We start from the raw sequence: 18,988 nt of genomic DNA, 5'->3' as shown, positions 1-18,988 counted from the left end.
TCAAAAGATCCACTTTATAGAGGAATCTCCATATCCTACATGATACTTGTCACAAAATACACTTATCTCCTACATTTTTCCTATCTTACTCACACATTACAGCTTAAAAAAATCATCAGTACTTGCCTGGCCCACTCTAGAGCCACACTTGCAGATCCAGAATGAGCTGAAGGAGGGATTGCCCCATGCAATGGACTGAAAAGCAACACGAGTTCGAAGGAATAGAGGGACTCCGCTTCGGGCAGGGCAGGCCATCTGCTGCGCTGAGAGGGGTACGCTCCGTCCTGCATATCAACGACCACGGGGGGCAATTGGGCAGCACCGAGCAGTACATAGACAGTACGTCCAAGGCACTTCTCTCTATCGGCATTGAATCCCACCTGATCTACGGACAGCTTTGCGGCAAGTTGGGGCACACTTTTCGCTCCACTCAATGTGTGGGTGCCTTGTCCCAAAACCGGGACAACGCAGAAGCATTTAAGCAGATCTCCAGGGCGGTCCGGGCCCTGGCCCCAGATCTGGTTTTTGTTCATAACATATTTGATATAGGTATTTTAGAGGCACTTCTGTCTCCCGGCAGAAAATACAGTCTTCTGTGGTTCATCCACGACCATCATCTCACCTGTCTGTCAGAGCTCCGCGCCCGTCTGGACACCGTGAATCCCGAGTGCCGGACGCCTCTCTCAGAGAAATGCCTTTCAAATCTCAAACTGGGTTACTGTATCCAGAAACATAAGGAAAGGGAGTATTTGGGGGAAGACTTGCTGTCCCGTCTGGACCTCTTGCGTTTTGCCAAACGCGCGGACGCCCTCATTGTGCCGTCGCAGTTCATGCGCGGGTTACTCATCCGTAATCTTTCGGAGCTTAAATCCAAGATCCATGTACTCCCGCACCCGGTCAGCAGACCGGTGCGCGAAATACTCCCCTCAGCCAACAGGGATTACCCGAGTCTCCTTTTTAACGGCCGCATTGCCTTTGAAAAGGGCTTGCATATCGCTCTGGAGGCCTTGATGCGGCTGGAGTTTTCCCAAGAGCTTCTTTTCACCATTGCAGGCCCGGTCCAGGATGAGCGTTACTGGGCCCATTGCAAGAAACTGATCCACAAAGCCAAACAGCTCAATCCCCGGCTCATCCTGCACTATGTGGGGAATCCTGATGAGACCCAAAGCGAGGAACTCTACCGCAAGGCAGATATCGTGCTGCTGCCCTCTCTTTGGAGTGAACCCCACGGCAAAGTCTGTGCAGAAGCCCTGGCCCACGGGGCCGCGATCATTGCATCCAATGTGGGGGACTTAGCCACATGGATCATCCCGGACAAGACCGGGGTATTGGTTCGACCCAAGAGTTCCTCCACCCTCGCGCGCGCCATCAAGCAGCTTCTCGAAGATGCGAATCTGCGCAGGGAGCTCGTCCTATTTGGCCGCGAGTTGATTCGGGTGCGCTTCACCGAAACTGAGCACTTCTGGGCTTTGGATGAAATTGTTCGCAGGAGCCGACGAATCTAACAATCCCCTTGGAGGGAGATCAGACACAACCTACCACCCAAAGCCCTTTCCTGTTGGATGGCGGCAGGAAGGGCATCTCCCTCCAACTTTTTTGGATCGGGGACAGTTCTTTTTCTGCTCAGAGAATCGAGCGTAAGAACTGTCCCTGATCTTTTTTTACAATTGACTTGCTAGGAGTGCTTGAAGCTGGAGTACTTCTTCATCCCCAAGAGGGGCTACTAGCTCAGGCAGGTCCAATTCGGTGAGTGTTACGGCAGGAGGCTCCTCTGCCAGGTGGAGCAGAATCGCCATCATTCGATTGAATCCGATGCCCTTAACGCGGGTCATTAAATCATACATGGATTCAAAGTCATTCTCTTTGCGCTGCAGGACTATCTCCCGCGCAAGTTGACGTCCAATACCAGGTATCTCCCGAAGCTTGCCGATTCCCAGAGAGGGCGAATTCAAGAGGGAGAGAAGCTGATCCATTTCATCAGGAGCCACTTGCCGCAGGATCAAGATGAGTCGAGCCGGACCAATCCCTTTCACCCCCGTCAATTGCGCTATCGTCTCAAAACCGCCGGTCCTCCCGCGCTCCATCACTATGCGCTCTGCAATTCCTGCGGTAACCCCAGGCACCGCTTGAAAATCTTCGGCAACCGCCTCATTTAGGCGCTCAAGCAACAGCGCTCCTGCCGATGATAGCACCTCGCTTCCATCAGACGGACCTGCGGCCGCAGGCAGCAGCCTTGTGCCAAGAGCGCCCTCCAAAGCACCCGCAGCAGCAGACCAGGTTCCGAGCCCCCAAGCATCAGGCGGCTCTGTTGCCGTTTGTGCCGCAGCCTCACCCCAAACTCCCCCAGCGAGTTCTTGGAGAGCTTCTACCTGCCCTTGCGGGTCTCCCTTTCCAAAGCGCACGGTCTTGGCATCCCATGTCACCGCAGTCCCGACGCTCGCTGGGCCTAATCCGCTTTTGTAAGTCGCTTGGTGCGCCCGCACCAACTCTAAGTAGGCCGGATCGGGAGCAAGCCCCTCGACACGGCGGATATACGCATCAATGCGCTCATCCTGAATCGCCATAATTCGAGGAATGACTGCATGGCGGGTCCATCCAAGACTCACTGTTCCTGCATCCTCCGCACGCAGTCCCAAATCGGCACCCGGATTGTCTACAGCCGCCCGGAGGGCATTCTGCCAGAGCAACAATTTCTCTCCTCTACCTTCCCCCAATCGCATGATGGTGATCCCCGAGTGGGCAACCATCTGCTCCAAGTCTTCATCGCGCAGATCAAAGATACGGCCCACTCTTCTGCGTTCCAACCAGTTCCGGATCTGGCCAAAATCAAACTTGTCATAGAGCTTTCTCAGGAGGCCATTGCCGTCTGCAAGCATGACTCCCAAACCTTCACTGTCAACTTGGCGATGGCTGGCCCAAGCACCGACCAAGGTCATTTCTTGATCCCGTGCAAGCTGCACCGCACCCAGATGGAGGCTATCGGGATTAACAATGACCAGGCCCCTCTCATCCTCTGATGCCAGTGCTTCAATTCCCCGATAGGCATTCATGAACGCATAGTCTAAAACCGTGGCCGGCCTCCCAAGACCCGGAGCATCTCCAAACGGCAGCTCCGTCATCAAGGCCTCTGTGTCCGGCCCATCCGCAAGGATGATAATGACATTGAGATCGTCCAGGGGACGGCCTTGCAGTTCCGGATATTCCTCCATCAGGACGCCTAATTGCTCCGGAGCAAGGTTTCTGAGCGCTTCCAACGCTGCATAACCACTGCCTGCGGTCCCGGCAGGACTCCGCAGCACAGCATATGCCACACCGGGAGGCACAAGCACCTGGTGGTTGTCACTCATATGTCTTTCGATTTTCTGCGCGTGTGAATCTTCACTCCCGGACATCACCAAAACCAGGTCCACAGGCTTCTTTTCCCCAGGACTTTCCGGCTGCTTCATTATCATTTGGTGCACTTCGCCCGTACGCACGATTTCAGAGCGAAGGAGCTGCCTGCGAACTTCCGGACCCCTCAACTCAATGTCCGTTAACTCACTCAGCCTTTGTTCCAAATGTCTCAATCGTCTCATTCCCAAACGATATCCACGCCCTTGATCATAACGGCCATAAAGAATAGCCCCCCAAGATAACCCGACAGAAACACCTACACCCAACAATCCTTGAGAAACAGACGCGAAAGTCTCTGCCGCACTAGGCGGCGCTTGGCCCGTATAAACCGCATGAATAAGACCCCACACAATGGGCGCGACCGCCATTCCGGCAAACACGAGACTGATGCCACGAGACATCAATTTGCGCATAATCCAAAGGGTGCGCGTACCCATATGCCGGGACTCCGATTGGCTCAACTGAACGACTGCCCGGTGCAAGCGGCCTGCTGAATCAGGATCTGTGTAAAGGCCCCCATCGATTTCATTCCCCAAGGCTACCAATTCATCTACGGCCTCGTGTAATTTGAATCGGGCGTGTTGCACTTCGTCGTTCATTCCCCAGATAGAGGTGACAATCCAGCTCAAGCTCCTTCCCAAACCACGTTGATTTCTGACTCGATAGTCTTCGGAAAAATGCCTCAAATTGTAGGCATTGTTGAGGATCGAATACCGGTATTTGAGACAATATTCCGCAATAGGAAAGAGCTCGCGGGTTAGATTTTCGAGACGGATCTTCTCATAGTCGTTCACACTTGCCCGGCTCTCGATTCTTTCCTCAGCCACCTTCAAAAGTTCGAGCGTTGCATCCGCCAACCTCTTATAACGTTCAAAAAGTGTCTCCACACGCTCCTGAGCGGAAATATTATCCGGAGAAATAGCGGCATCAAAGAGTTCGGGAAGAAGCCGCTCGTGATTAAGGAGCGGTTTGATGCGAATCAAGAAGGTGTCAATATGAGCAAGCTCCAAGGACTCAGCCGGAATAGCCGCGATATTCTCAAGCCCCTGCAAAGCAATCTCCATGGTATCCGGGAGATCCTCCCCGGGCGCGAACACAACACCGCTTGCCTCGACTAGAGCATCAACCGCAGCATCCGAAACCGCCAGACTGAGCGGTTGCATACTCTTATTGAGCCGCTCTTCCAAATCAAACGGGGTCTCAGCAAGCTTCAATAATCCAGAAAGATTGTCCGCAAATTGCGGAAGAACAACCGGGAATCGATTTAGAACTTCGGGGAGTGTCTTGGCTGTATAGCGGCGAGGAAAAGACCGGGTTAGCAAACCACCCACAAAAGGAGGCCCTCTCCGGTTGTGCGAACCAGCAACGGCACAGAGACTGCGGGCCAGCTCAACCGCTATAACCGTCCATAGTTCGGGATTCTCCCTAAACACTCTGGGATCGAGCAGTCTTGCAGGCAACACCAGCAAAGGCTTGGCCTGGGTCCCCATGATTCTTACCGCCGAATCAGAATGGTTTTCTACAAACTGGATACCCGTCCGCCCCCAATGATAGGGGCCACCGATCTCTTGCACCAATATGGAAAGCAGTTCGGAGAGTTCCTCAACCGTGTTTGGACCTTCGCGTACTGCTGTGTTTATTCTCAGTCTTCCCGAGGATGAGAGACGCCCTGATGCGATCAAAGCCGTCTTGGATCCCAAGGTTTCCAGTTCGTATAGCTGGCGGGATTTCTGTCGCTCATCCTCACTTAAACTAATCTGCCACGCATAGGGCAAAGCCATTTCGCTGCGGACATGCAAACTCTCCCATAGCGGGGTATGCTCCACAGTGACCTCGAGAACGGGGACAGCATCGTCCACTCCGTTTAGCCCTGACCGGACCGAGGCATACGGACCCAAATGCTCCCCGTTGGCAACCATAATGCCGGGAATTAATACATGAGCTCTCCAGCCAAGGTCCGCCTTAAAATCTCCGTTTGTCCTGCCGTGCATCTGTTCTTGCATCCGGGCCATACTCCCGCGCATAGCGGCCAACATACCCTGGAATTCTTCGAATTCCTTCGCACTCCGAAAACGCCCTACTGTCACTTCAGTGGCTGCGGTGTACTGCCGCCGGCTGTTATTGCCCAGATCAAAAGCATCCCCCACAGTCTTGGCCTCCAGCCAGTTCCTGATAGTGTCCATAGAGAACTCGGTATAGAGCTTACGGATCCTCCCTGTCTCCGGATCATCCAACACGACATCGAGTCCCTGCTCCTCGACCTGATGGCCGGATGCTTGAGTCCCCACCACAAAAATCCCCGCTTCCTGACTCAACTTGGTCGGTCCGATATAGATTTCTCCCCCATCCAAAAACACGATTCCGCCGGAGTCACCCTGGGCCTGGAGTTTTTCGTGGAAGCGGTACCCGTTGATAAAGGCCATTTCCAGCGCCGTGACTCCATTTATCGGAGCAATGCCTTCAATCTCCAACTTTCGCTGAAGACCTGCGAATCCATCAAATTCAATAGGAAGGGCGGTCAACAGAGTCTCCAAGGATGCCGTGCTTTCATCTGCGAGAATCAAAGAGGACCTTATCCGCGAGGGATCCATCCCAGCGCGATCTGCAAATTCGGCAATCGCATCAATGCCTGCCATCACAGCAAGGCCGTCCCCTCTATGTCCCGGCATTGATTCCACAAACACCACTTCAACGCCTTCCGGCACGAGTATGGAGTTCCCTCTTGCGTCACGCGCTTGATTCACGAGTCCTTCGAGAATAGTTTTTCTCTCTGGATCCGGTCCAACCACAACCACGACAAGGTGTGTAGCCGCCGTTTCAGCATTTAAGGCCCGTGGCAAAGCTCGCTGTGCCTGCTGAAGTTCCATTCTCAAAAATTCATTCCGTAGACCGCTCCAAAGAGTGATTGAATTCTGTTCTTGAAAGCCTTCAAGGCGGCGATCAAAGGTTTCAATTTCACCAGCCACCTTCTGATACTCCCGGTGCCGCATATTCCAACCAATGAGCAATGCGGCCCAGGAAAGCCCGGCAGAGGCTCCGATACCCATCATCACCACTTGGGCTCCTGCAACAACAATTTCCGAAGAACTAGCTCCTTTGGAAATTGTTTCCTTGAGCTCCATCAACTTCCAACCTGTAAATGCCAAAGGCGCAAAGCGAGTCAGCACCTTCCGCCAGACCCAAGAACGGTCTATACCATGGAATTCTCTGCCATTCCTAAATGCCAGAGTGGGGATCGCCAGACGCATGCGTTGAAGCTCTTTCCGATCCTGGTACAGGCCATTGTCGATCGTCCTTCCGATTTCTACAGCTTCGGCCAAACGCTTACGCAACATATTTTCTGAATGGACGATATCGGCCGAAATGCCCCAGACCACCTTCAGAGGCCTCCAGAAGTCATAAGCGCTCATCATTCTCAGGTTATAAGCAAAGTGAAGGCTGTCACTGACGGTCACACCATACCTTGCCATCAGGCTCCATTGCTTCCCCACCAAAACAAGTCTGCGACGCTCTGATGGACTCAAGGCCTCTAATTGATCGATTCGGGGATCCAGCAGACGCTTGGCGCGAACCGCGCACTGCGTAAGCCTATGGTGCCGCTCTTCGATTGTGTGAATCGCTTCGTCTGTTAAGGAATCCAGGTTCAACTCATTTTCTGTAATGACTTTCAGAGCATATTGCAACTGGCGTTCCAAGCCCACGATCACTTCCAGAGGAGTAAGTTTTTCCAGATTCTGCTCCAGCTCTTCGATGTTTGATTCCAGCAGGCTAAGAGAAATCTCGTTGGGGTGGTTTCCAGGCGAATCCGCATAGTTCACACTTTCCGCGGCTTTCTCCCACTCCCGGAACTGTTTTCTTACATGCTTGCGTCTAGCCCGCATCCAGAAGACCGGAAATGCAAGAAAAGCCCCTATCGCACCAAAAAGCGGAATTTGCAGAATCCCAGGCATTACAGAAGACGGACGGTTCACGCTCGTCAGAGAAGCGGCCGTCAATGGGACACTCACGGCGGAAGAACTTGCTGCAGGCTGACTCGCACCGGCGCCGGGCTGGACAAAAACAGTCGAGTTCGGCGGTGGCGTCGCGGATGATGTTTGTGGGGCCGTCCCTGTCGGCGTTACAGCAGGCGCTGCAGCAGAAGAGCTTGCTGCAGGCTGACTCGCACCGGCGCCGGGCTGGACAAAAACAGTCGAGTTCGGTGGTGGCGTCGCGGATGATGTTTGTGGGGCCGTCCCTGCCGGTGTTGCAGCTTGTGGCAAGGACGCATCCGGTGTTGCGCTTGCTGCTGGCACATCCAGCGGATCGAATGCGGCTGCTGCATCCAAGGGATCCGCAGGCGCTGCAGTGGAAGCCTCTTCCGTTACATCCACCCAGGTTGCGCTAACCCAGCCATCAACGTCTCCGGAGGACACAGAAAGCCAAAGAGGATGATCTGCCCGGACCAGTCCCGTGTTAAAGAAGAAATCATCGCCGGGCTCCACCTCTTGATCCCATTCGATGGGCGTCCCGGAAGGGATGCCTCCAACAATCACCCCTTGAGAATCGCGAATTCGCAAACCCAGCCCATCAGCCGTACTCACATTGCCAACTCGGGCTTGCGGCAACTCTCTTATCTGGGTCTCGATCTGTATGGAATCATCAGTCTCAGTGAGACCCCAGGCAACCAAGGCTTCCCCATCCTCAAATTCGACAACCGCCCATATTGGGTAATCCTCCCCATCCAACCCTGAATTCACAAAGAAATCATCATCCTGGGGAATAAAGACCAGGCGCAGAACCTGAAAGGCCCGCCCGTTTCCGAAATGGCCTATAACCTCCCCCGACCCATTGCGCGCCACCAAATCCCGGCCGTCTGTCGCTGCCCGGGCAGGAGCGGGATACCGGCCCTGCTCTGCTGCAGCAAGAGATACGGCCTCCTCTGTTTCCGCAGGAGGTGTTGCCTCACTGGGTGCGGGGAATTCCTGAATTGTCCCTCCCCCACCTTGAGCCTCAACTATTCGGGGCCCCAGACCGATGAAGTCGGTGACGGTATCCACTGAATCCAGCATCCAAGCAACGGGACCGGACTCAGCCCAGCCATTTGAATGACCCACCGGAGGCAACAGACTGCGGAATGGCATGAAAAGCATCACGCACAACAGAACGACCACGGCCGCCTGCTTAATAACCCGCCGAGGACCTCCAATGCGCAACGCAGGGGCACGACTCCGTGGCACACGGCGGCGAGGCTCCTCAATGATGTTTGAATCTGCTGGCGGATCTGCCGCCAAAGAGTCTTGCAAGAAGTCCGGCTCCTCCAATATTTCAGGTATTTCAGGTACTTCAGGCCGTTCTGCTTCCAGGGCTGGAGGCGCAATTTTATCTTCTTCCCGTGTCAAGTTCCCAACCCCGGCACCTTCGGCATCGGCTTCTGCGCGCCGGATCTGCCGGGCCTGCTCCAGCCACTGCCCCCGCGTCGGCGCCGGTTCGGGTTTGCGCGACCGGGAATTGCGAGCGGTCATGAGACTCAGAGGAGACGGCTCTGTGGGCAAACCTTCCGTCCGGGGAATGGGCCGCAGCGTCCGGGCATCTTCACGCTGCTTGGAAGTGAGCAAGGGTAAGGGCGTCCTGCCCGTGGTGGCCAAAACCGCGGCCTCCACGCCTTCGACAAGCCCCGGATCCAGCGCAGGTTCCGTGGCCGCGCGGGTGGGATTCAAGAGCGGCATCGCCTGATCCGCCGGAGCCGCCTGAACAGGGGCAGACACCGGTGTAGCGCCTGCCAACCTGAGAAACTGAGTAACCAATTCTGCAGAACCGGGATTTCCGGGCCATGTGGCGAGCGCAGGGCCCAGAGCCTGCCGATGAAGCCGGCTCGAAAGCTGCGCAAAGCTCGGGTACTCGCCTCTCAAGCGGCTCTCATACACTCTGTCATCCGGCTTTCCCTCAAAGCGCGGGGCAATCACCGCATAGGCAATGTCTTGTTCCCGGAGACGCTGCGTCACCCCAGGCGTATGGAAACCTCCGGTGACAAGGATCAGGCCGCGCTTGGGCTGCCTCCGCAGAAGTTCCAGAGTGTTCGCGGCAAAAATCCGGTCGCGTTCATTGGCCAATTCGTAATAGCGCTCGTGATCGGGCAACGCCTCAAAGATTCCGGTCAATAGCGCCTTGTGCGACTCCTTCCACAGGTTCAACTGCCGCAGCAAGGTCTCCCAGGTTGCTGCGGAAAGCTTCCCCCTTTCCGCTTCGCTCCGGAATTCGGTCCATCCCTCGGGAGAAAGGCTAAGTGTGGCAAGCCCTTGGATCTGCTCTGCCTGGGAGAGGATCGTATGCAGAATTTTCTGGCCCTCGGTATTGAGGGAGGCCTCCTCCACAGACCGCTCCAAACCTCTCATTTCCTGAAAGGCCTCTTCGGAATGCACCGCACCCTGCAACTGATGCAGCACCACGTACTGAGAAAACACAGGGAAACGGGAAACGGGAGGGTTCTCCAAGGCTTCCCTAAGAATCGTCAGATTTTCAGGGCTGGATTCAATGGCTGTCTTAGGTTCGAATGGGGAAATGCGCAATCCCTTACAGTACGCAAGCTTCCCCAGGGCCTGGCAATAGTAATTGAGACTGAGCTCGTTTTTCTGGCCTTCGTTTATCAGATCCTTGAGCTCGCGGATTTCCCTGCCGTTGAGCCGGGGGGTCAATGCCCCCAAGAGATTTTTGATGTCTTTCTTGACTTCCTGCTCCTTCAGCTCCTTGGAGAAGCGGGCTGCCACGCCCAAGCCGGCCACCTGCGGATAAGCATGCAGATCGAGCCGTTGGGCCTGGGCCAGGCGAAGCAGCGCCTCGACATAGTCTTCAAATGCAGCCTCGTTGCCGGAATTCAGGGCCTGCCGCTTTTCCTGCAGATTCCTGAGATCTTCGGGATACCAGGACTCCTTCAGTGCATCCAGTTCGGATTGAATTATGGACAGAGAAGCCAAAGTGCGGCTACGCGAGTCCCCACACTTCTGATGGACAAGGAGATGTTCCCGATAGGCGGAGCTGTCTTCCACTCCGTAGAGTTTCGCCTCACCGGGATTGACCACAGCAAAGTACTCAGGTCCGGTAAACAAAGATTCGTTGAGGAAGAGTTGAGCCACCCGCTCCACTGCCTGGGGGGATGGATAATTGGAAAAAGCTTCTGTCGGACAATGCCCCTCCCCTCCTTCCAAAGCAACTGTCTTGATGCCGGAGGCCTCGCTGAGGAACTTGACCAGAGCCGCTATATGCGTCTGTGCCCCGGAGTGGGCATGGACATCCTGAACATAGAAGAGCATGCCCTTTGCCTGCACACCTTCAGGCTGCCAGACTTCGGCCACACGGCCCAAGCCGGGGGGAACTGCGAGTCCATTTGTTCCGGAATGCTTCTGGAAATGCTCACGCGGCGAAGAAACCAGGGGACGGGGAGACGCAGAAGACGCATCTGATCTGGCATTGAAAAGGCGCTTGCCTGCGGACAAACGCGCGTACTGTCCGGGAGCTGCGAGCACTTCATAGCCGGCCGGACAACTGGTCCACACGAGAGCATAGGAGAGCATAAATGCGATCGCCCGGACCCAGTTCATTCTGAGGAGATCATTTAACATCGGTTAACTACTTCATCCTATTACCGGTTAAGAGAATTAGCCTGCCGCCTATTAATATCTTATTAAACAGGTTAAGGACTGGATAAGACGGGTGTATATTTTTTGTAAGACCGTCTTTTTTTCGCATATTGGACGCTACTCAACTACCCTTCAAGCCGCACGTAATCAATTTCTACACTGCCTTGGATGGCGTTCTTGGCGGGATCCAAACGAAGGCCGAGCACTTCGCCCGACCAGGAGGGAAATCTGGACAAATCTACGGTCGCAACTTGCCAGGTACCGTCTGCCACAATGTGAAAGTCTTTCCATTGTCCTGCTTGCCCAAAGGAAGGATTCTGGCGGGTCTGCCACATGATTTGGGCCGTGTTGTCCGGGCTTGATATCCGGTACTTAATGACTGCCCGGTAACAAGACTTTGCGCTAATTACCTGTGGAGGAATGAGAGCCATCCAGGGATCGGAACCCGTGATCTCAGTCTGGAGCGTGCCGCCGCGCACCTGGGGAGTCGCCAGGGCATCACGCAAATCTCCCCATCCTTCTGTGTCGCCGTCTTGGTCGAATTCCCACTGATGAACTGAAACCGACGGCCCCGGCCCCAAGGCCAGCGTTGTGGCGACGGAGAACGGAAACAACCCTGCTGCAAGAAATAAACTCACCAATGTACGATGAATCACAGACTCAGTTCTTTCCTTGTGGCCAAGTTCACCCGGACACTTCACGAGCCATACTGCGCCGACTAAGCCTCGTGTTTTATCCCGGTTGAGGAAAGAATAGGGGAGAGCTGTATTAGGAACTTAACAGGAAGGTAAGGTATCTGTAAGCTCTGTGACGTTTCGCTCTTTGAGCACTACGATGTAGGCCGTGACAACTCTAAACGCCCATGCCGCCATGGTTGAGTATGCAGAACCTTTTAAGCCCCAGAGCGGAATCAACACCGCATTGCCGATGATACTGATCAGAATTCCAAACAGGCAACACATGAAAAAGATGCGCAAGAACCGTGTCGAGGCTCTACCGTCAATAATACCGGAAGGTATCGTGTGCATGACCTGAAAGAAGCCAATGATGATAAACAGATTCATTAGATACATCACATGATCAAACTTACCGCCGAAAAAGACATGCAGCAGAAGTCTGCCTCCCATCAGGTATATTCCCACAAGCACGGCGGCAACCAATCCGGCCTTGAGCGTATCGGACTTCAGGGATCTTGAGTGGCCTTTGGAATAATGGGGCATGAGCACAAACCAAAGCGCCATTGCGACCAATTCGAATCCCCGAGCCGCCGCGATTACGGCCGCATACCCCGCAAGCGCCTCGTATCCAAGCATCTTCGCAATAAAGAACTGATCCACCCTGCCCATGACAACAAAACAGAGGCTGATCAGAAAGAGCCATACACCGTCTTTTACACCTCCGGGAGGAAAAGGATCGGCCCCACATTCGATCTTTCCGGAAGCAAAGACGCCGAACAGAAGAGCGCTCAGGAACACTGCTGCATAAACCGATAGAATGACGGAAAACTGAGGTCTCCGGAGAACATAGAAGATGATGAGGACACCCAGGAAAAAGACAACCGGAGCGATTTTTGAAAGGATAACAGACGTGTTGTACTCTTCGTGCGCTCGCAGCACGGATGAATAATATTCAATACCGACGGCCGAGACGCAGGCAAGGTAGACAAAAGGGATTGCGCCACTAAGGCCGTAGTAGTGCCCGAGCCAAACGACTCCGAAGAGCCCGCACACTGCCGAAATCAATAGGCAGAGGCCCACGTACCTTCGCCAGTTGTACCTTTCGGGGCTGATCTTTCCGACATTACGGACAATCGCGATATTCTGCCCAAACACCAACAGGCTGGCAAGAACGATGACAATTGTGTGGATAAACTTGAATCTTCCGAACTCGTCTGCCGGCAGAGTCCGACCCAGGATAATAGTCGTCAAGAGCTCACAGACCGCGGCCGCTGTGAAGACAACAAAGACAAGTCCGATCTTCTTCTTTAGAGACATTGGGAGGATGTACTACAATCGGTCATAGATAATTCCCGGGACAGGATAACAGCGGTTACTCAAGACAACACCTATGAAGCTGGCACCCCGCGCCTTCAGAGGTTCCAAGGCGTTTTTGATGACCTGGCGCCGGGTTCTTCTCTCATTGACGACAACAACCACACCGTCCACCATCCCCGAGATGATGGCGGCGTCCTTAGCTTCTTTCAAGGGTGTCGAGTTGACCAAAACCAGATCATACTGCGAGACCGCCAGGTCGATCAGATTCTTCATGTTGGACTCAAGGAGTTCAACAGGGCTTAGCACCATGGATCCCGTCGCCAGCACATCCAGATTCTTGCTGAGATTCTTTACTCCCTTTTCCAACGGAGTCTTGCCCTCGAGCACATTCAACAAATCTCTCGTTTCCGCCAATTTCAGCAACTGCGGCAAAACCGGCTTGCGCAAATTGGCATCGATCAGCAGGATCCTCTTATGCAAATTCCCCGCAATGAATTCTCCAAAGTGGGAAATAATCTGAACGGCGCCTTCGTATGCCGTGGCTGAAGCGAACAGAACGGACTTGGCACCCTTCTCTCTGAGAACAAGATATAGCTCTTCCGAGAGGGAATAGTAATCATCCTTCTTGGGCTTTCTCCTCAGAGAACCGACATAATCCATTCCAAGAGTCGTTTCTGCCTCGGAGGGCGACCTGAACTTCTGGTCCGCGTATTCAAAGGCAAACCCCATCATCAAGCTTAAGAACAGACCCATGAAAAAGGCTAATAGGACGATTAATTTCCGCGAGATACCGGACGGCTTCAGGGGCACCTTCCCCTGCTCTATGACCTTGACGGAGGCGGGACCGATTGCGTCCATCGGAGAGAGTGGAGCCCCGTTAAGCCCCTGGCTCATCTTGTCGATGGCCTCTTTCAGCTGTATGACCGACTGATTCTTCTCTCCGTACTTGAGCTTCATTTCCGCAAATTGCTGTTCCAAATCAAATATGGCGAAGGAACGGCTCAACACGTTTGCTGTAATCGCAGCGGCCAATGGATTAAAGTCCCTTACCTCAATAAGGAAAAGATCCGTGTCCCGCACAGGCTCCACGTTAAGCCGCCTCCTGAGGTCCTCCATAGCCATTCTAAAGAGAAGCGCATTTCTTTGGTCTTCCGGCAAGCTGTCCAGCTTCTTTTCAACTCTCATCCTACGGAGATTCACAAGCGGCTTCTTCAGTACAGAACAAAATCTCTTCTCGTAATCAAAAGGCTTTTTTGCAAGGCCAAGCACGGATACGGTTCTTTCGATCACCGGATCCGAAGTCACGATTTCCGTTTGGGTCAGGGTAATCTGCGCACTTCGATAGCTGCTTATGCTGATGTCCGTGTAATACTCTGCCTGCGCCTGTTTTCTCCCCGAAATCAGCATTTTGACCTGGGATTCATAAACCGGAGTCTTCAATAAGGCTCCAAGCACGGCCATAACCATCACAGTGACGAACGTCGCGAAGATAACGCCCTTCTGGCGGAACACCACCCTCACATAATCCCGAACCGTCAATTCAATCGCAGCATTGTGTGCTTCCATGAAACTGTATTTCCTCTCCACTAAAACGCACTTTCCGAAACTACAACAACATCACCTGAGTGAAGCAAAGAATCGGCTTTTGAGTATCCGGAAATGACATCTTTAATGTTCACGCTCTTCGTGTCATACATTCCCAGCTTTTCGTTCATCCTCAACAGCTTGACATGGCTGGCGGACCCGAATTTTGTAAACCCACCAGCCATCGCAATCGCTGTCAAAGGCGTCGTCGTCTTACTCAGGGGATACATCCCGGGTCTGTTCACCTCACCATAGACAAAAAACTTGTCCACAGACACAACGATTGAATCGCCGGGGAGCACTTTCACATCCCGGTGAGCACCGCTTAAAATCGCAGTAATATCCGAATCAATAATCTGGAAATCTTCATTCGAGTCTCCTTGACGCAAAAGTTTTACACTACCGGTTGCGTCGGACTCGATAAAGCCGCCGCTGGCAGAGACAGCGTGCAGAAGTGTCATGTTCTCTTCAACCGGATAAGCGCCCGGGCGCACCACATCGCCGGACACAAAATACCTGTCGGCCGAAACCACCAGCGTGTCACCCGGATGTATTGCCATCTCTTGGCTGGTGCCATCCAGCATGGCTGAAACATTAGATTCCAGAATGTGGAACTCTTCTCCTTGGGTATTCGACCGCAACAATTTGATCCGGCCGGTCGCCCCCGACTGAACAAAACCTCCCGCCATAGCAATTGCTGTAAGGGGGGTAGTCGTTTTCTCCAACGGATACATGCCCGGGCGGTTGACTTCGCCATAAAGAAAGAACTTATCGACGCTCACAACGATGGTGTCGAAAGGCAACACGTATATATCCTGATGGGCTCCCTCCAAGATAGCGGTAATATCCGACTCCAGCACTTCGAACTCTTCCTTTGCTCCCTGCCGGCGCAAAAGCTTGATCCGGCCGGTTGCTCCGGACTCGACAAAACCCCCGGCGACTGTGATCGCATGCAATATGGACATATTCTCTTCAACCGGATAAGCGCCGGGCCGGGCGATTTGGCCATAGACAAAAAACCTGGCCACCGTCACTACTATTGAATCCCCGGACAGAACGTGCACGTCCTGATGGGCTCCCATCAGAATGTCCGAAATATCTGTTTCCAGAATCTCAACCTCACCTCCTTCGGGATGAGGACGCAGAAGCTTAACCTGTCCTTTCGAACCCGGGACGATGAGACCGCCGGCAACTGTAATTGCGTTGAGAAGCGGCATATGCTCCTCGGCCGGATATGCGCCTGGATGAACGACTTGACCATAAACCGTGAATTTCTTGCTCCGGGTTTGTCTCAGTGAGACGGACACAACAGGAAACTCGACATATCCATCCGCCAAACGCTTTTGGACCTCATCCTGAATAACCGGAAGAGTGCGTCCGTTAGCCTGAACATTCCCTATATAGGGAACCGTGATAGCTCCGTCAGGTGCCACCGCCACCGTCAGTGTGCTGCGGATCTCCTCCGGTTTTAGAATACTGATGTCCAGCAAATCATTGACACCGACCTCATACTCCCGCGCCCTTGATACTGTATCTTGGATGGGTGTAGCAGACATCGGCTCAAAATAACGGGCATCCGGGCTGGTTTGGCCATACCCATACCCGGGCGATACGGCCACCAAAGCCGCCGCCAAAATTAGTCCGACCGCTGCTCGAGCACTCCGGTCTTGCGTTCTAATTTGTTTCATCAGACTTCCCTCATTTTGCGCCGACACCAAAGATGACGGCGGGCACCGTGCGTGCCAGTATCTTAAAGTCGCTCCAAAACGACCAATGATCAATGTAGTGCAGATCCAGACGAGTCCATTCGTCGAAATCCCATATTTTATTACGCCCTTGAACCTGCCAAAGACATGTGATCCCCGGCCTCATGCTGAGCCGGCGCCTCTGCCAACTATCATACCGCTTCACTTCCTGGGGAAGAGGCGGCCTCGGTCCGACAATACTCATGTCACGCTTGAGCACATTCCAAAGCTGCGGCAATTCATCAATACTGGTCTTCCTCAACATCTTCCCCAGCGGCGTAATGCGGGGGTCGTTTTTCATTTTAAAGACGGGCCCGCTCATCTCATTATTCTCGGACAGCCGGGGCAATAATTCTTCTGCGTTCTCCACCATTGTCCTGAACTTATACAGAGTGAACGGCCTGCCCTTCAGGCCACACCGTGTCTGCTTGTGAAACACTGGCCCCTTGGATGTCATCTTAACGGCTACGGCAACAAAGATGAACAACGGCAGGAGCACAAGCAGCATCACGCCGGCCAGCAACACGTCGAAAACCTCCTTGACAAAAAGGTGCCAAACCTTCATCGGAGTTCTGTCCAGCGTAAGGAGCAAAAAACCGTCCAGGTCCGTGGGTCTGGCCTTGGCAAACTTCAGGTCAAACATATCCAAGGCGTGGTGTACTCTTATTCCCTCGGTTTCGCAAAAAGCAACGACCTCTTTGATCTTGTGATGCCAGCTTCGCGGCGCGACAAAGACAACTTCGTCAACAACCCTGTCGTGGACGATCTCCGGCACGTCCTTGAGAGTACCGATAACGCCGAAGCCGTGAACCCTTTTTCCGATCAAAGATCTATCCTCGTCAACGAGCCCCACGATTTTGAGACCCCACTCCGAATGCTCCACAAGCAGCTCCATGAACTGCTGAGCTCTTAACCCGGTCCCAACAATAAGGATATGCCTGAAATTGTATCCCCTCTTCCGGATAGACCTCAGGAACACCATCACGGCAATTCTCTCCAAGGACACCATCCCGGCGGTTGAGAGATAACCCAAAATGACAAAGACCCGGCTCAAATCCTGATATTTCAAAAGATACGCCGCAAATCCGCAAATCCCAATTGCAATAAATGCCGCAGACCATATCGCAAGCAGGATGTCCCCAACATGCTTTATCCTGAATGATTCATAAGCGCCCAAGAGATGCAGCAGCACCGCCCAGATCAAAAGGCAGGCCGGCAGAACCGGAGACAAACCTTCATAGGGATAAATCCATTGGAAGGCGACCAGCGCAAGGCTCAGATCACCCAACATTTCCAGCTTTTGGAAAAAGGCAAAATGCTCTTTTAGCATTTCTTAGAATTCTGAGCTTATCCCAAAAGAGAGAACATTCTTTTCATATTCTCTCGTTTCAACATTTGACATGCTCTGGGAATAGTTGTAGCTGACACTACCGGTCAGGTCCTTCCTGAGCTCGTAGTTCAAAGCCACGCCAGCCCCCACAAACTCGTCCTTCAGATCCAGTGAATCGTATTCCCCACGGGCATAAAACAGGGAGGCAGAACCTCTCAACTTCTTTAAAATCTGGCTGCCTATCTCTCCTGATACCCTCCAGGAATTAAAGACATCACTGGTGTAGGGATTTGTTGAATATCTCTGAGTGAAGGACAAACTTGCAGAGGTTCGATCCGTGATACGGTTACTGAGCATGACGGTCCACAATGGCTTTACAATAGACTCTCCGTTATAAGATTCGATCATATCCACCCCGGCAAACCCCTCGATACTCAGTTTTTCACTAAAGTTGTGTCTCTCTCCCAAACTCAGGGAATGGATGTTCGCATCCCCGCCCGGGTCCAGTGTTCTGTGCAAAAAGTCGTACTTGCCTAAAACCCTGTCTCTCGAGCTAAGGATATAGTCCGCTCCGAGGGTCACCCGGTGCACTTCGGAATCAAGCAGATCCGCCCTGTTTGTGGTATCGACATCATAGCCATACCCAAAGTTGAAGCGCCAATCACGGCTGAACTCTTTGAAATATGAAATATCAAAGCTATTCTTGTAGTAACTGTAGCGCCCTCCGACTCTTGCGAGTTGTTCGTCAAAGGCTGCGGGTTCATAGCTGTGGCTGAAGCGATCGGTAACCCGGATTGAATCATTTTTGGATAGCTGGTGCAGCAAATCGACCTTGGCGTGCTCCGAGGTATGGTCGTTGTCCGAATACCGCCAATACACCTCATGCGACAAGTCGGCACTGAGTGAGGCCTGGGTCCTTCCGTTCTCGTAGCTCAGGCGGACCTCCGGGCTCAGTCTTGTAACAAAATCCGATTGCGCATCCCGTTGAGCATAAGTGATGTTGTCGTCATAGACTTGGCTCGCCGAGGCGCTCACCTTGACATCGATCTCACCGGCATAAAGGGTTCCGGTGCCGGCAGAAGCAGCGGTCACGAGCAAACAAAGTATTGTTAAGCAGTCTCTTCTTTTCCACATGGCGTTAACTCCGGGCTTCATAGCGCATCCGCAGGTTCCCTGAGACGCACGCACCCCTCTGCGAGGGGCGCATGATCCGTGCTGTTTTTTAAAACTATATTTTAGAATAATCTCAGTCAGAGATTAAGTAAGAGCTGTGTAAGTTTTTGTGTCAGTATAACTTGTTTGATGGCAATTAGTTATACGACATATTCG

Annotated in this window: 8 protein-coding genes; 1 reads left to right on the top strand and 7 read right to left on the bottom strand. The window is 53.2% G+C overall.

Translation table 11 applies throughout. The features are described from left to right. Positions 1-185: 185 nt before the first annotated feature. Positions 186-1,505, top strand: a complete 1,320-nt coding sequence (locus tag JW937_02980) for a glycosyltransferase family 4 protein (protein MBN1586375.1) — start codon at positions 186-188, stop codon at positions 1,503-1,505. 156 nt (positions 1,506-1,661) lie between these two features. Here the strand turns inward: JW937_02980 and JW937_02975 are convergent, their stop codons facing one another. The 7 genes from JW937_02975 to JW937_02945 all read right to left on the bottom strand — a co-directional run bounded on the left by JW937_02975 (position 1,662) and on the right by JW937_02945 (position 18,751). Continuing rightward, complete coding sequence (locus tag JW937_02975) at positions 1,662-10,967, bottom strand: helix-hairpin-helix domain-containing protein (GenBank protein ID MBN1586374.1); 9,306 nt, start codon at positions 10,965-10,967, stop codon at positions 1,662-1,664. A 164-nt stretch (positions 10,968-11,131) separates the two neighbouring features. Next, complete coding sequence (locus tag JW937_02970) at positions 11,132-11,662, bottom strand: hypothetical protein (protein MBN1586373.1); 531 nt, start codon at positions 11,660-11,662, stop codon at positions 11,132-11,134. 120 nt (positions 11,663-11,782) lie between these two features. Beyond that, positions 11,783-13,000 carry a hypothetical protein gene (locus JW937_02965; protein MBN1586372.1) on the bottom strand — a complete coding sequence of 406 codons (1,218 nt, stop codon included), beginning with the start codon at positions 12,998-13,000 and terminating at the stop codon, positions 11,783-11,785. A gap of 12 nt (positions 13,001-13,012) precedes the next feature. Then, positions 13,013-14,566 (bottom strand): hypothetical protein, encoded by a 1,554-nt coding sequence (locus JW937_02960; GenBank protein ID MBN1586371.1) that lies wholly within the window; start codon positions 14,564-14,566, stop codon positions 13,013-13,015. Between the two features lie 20 nt (positions 14,567-14,586). Then, entirely contained in the window at positions 14,587-16,272 is a 1,686-nt protein-coding gene (locus tag JW937_02955; GenBank protein ID MBN1586370.1) for an SLBB domain-containing protein, read from the bottom strand. 10 nt (positions 16,273-16,282) lie between these two features. Further along, the gene (locus tag JW937_02950; protein ID MBN1586369.1) at positions 16,283-17,659 is read right to left on the bottom strand and encodes a sugar transferase; all 1,377 of its coding nucleotides are present in this window, start codon (positions 17,657-17,659) and stop codon (positions 16,283-16,285) included. A gap of 3 nt (positions 17,660-17,662) precedes the next feature. Next, positions 17,663-18,751, bottom strand: coding sequence for an outer membrane beta-barrel protein (locus tag JW937_02945; GenBank protein ID MBN1586368.1), 1,089 nt, complete (start codon positions 18,749-18,751; stop codon positions 17,663-17,665). Positions 18,752-18,988 lie beyond the last annotated feature (237 nt).

The organism is Candidatus Omnitrophota bacterium, from assembly GCA_016929445.1.
Lineage (GTDB): Bacteria > Omnitrophota > Gorgyraeia > JAFGIU01 > JAFGIU01 > JAFGIU01.
This window is presented reverse-complemented; position numbering and strand designations above follow the sequence as displayed.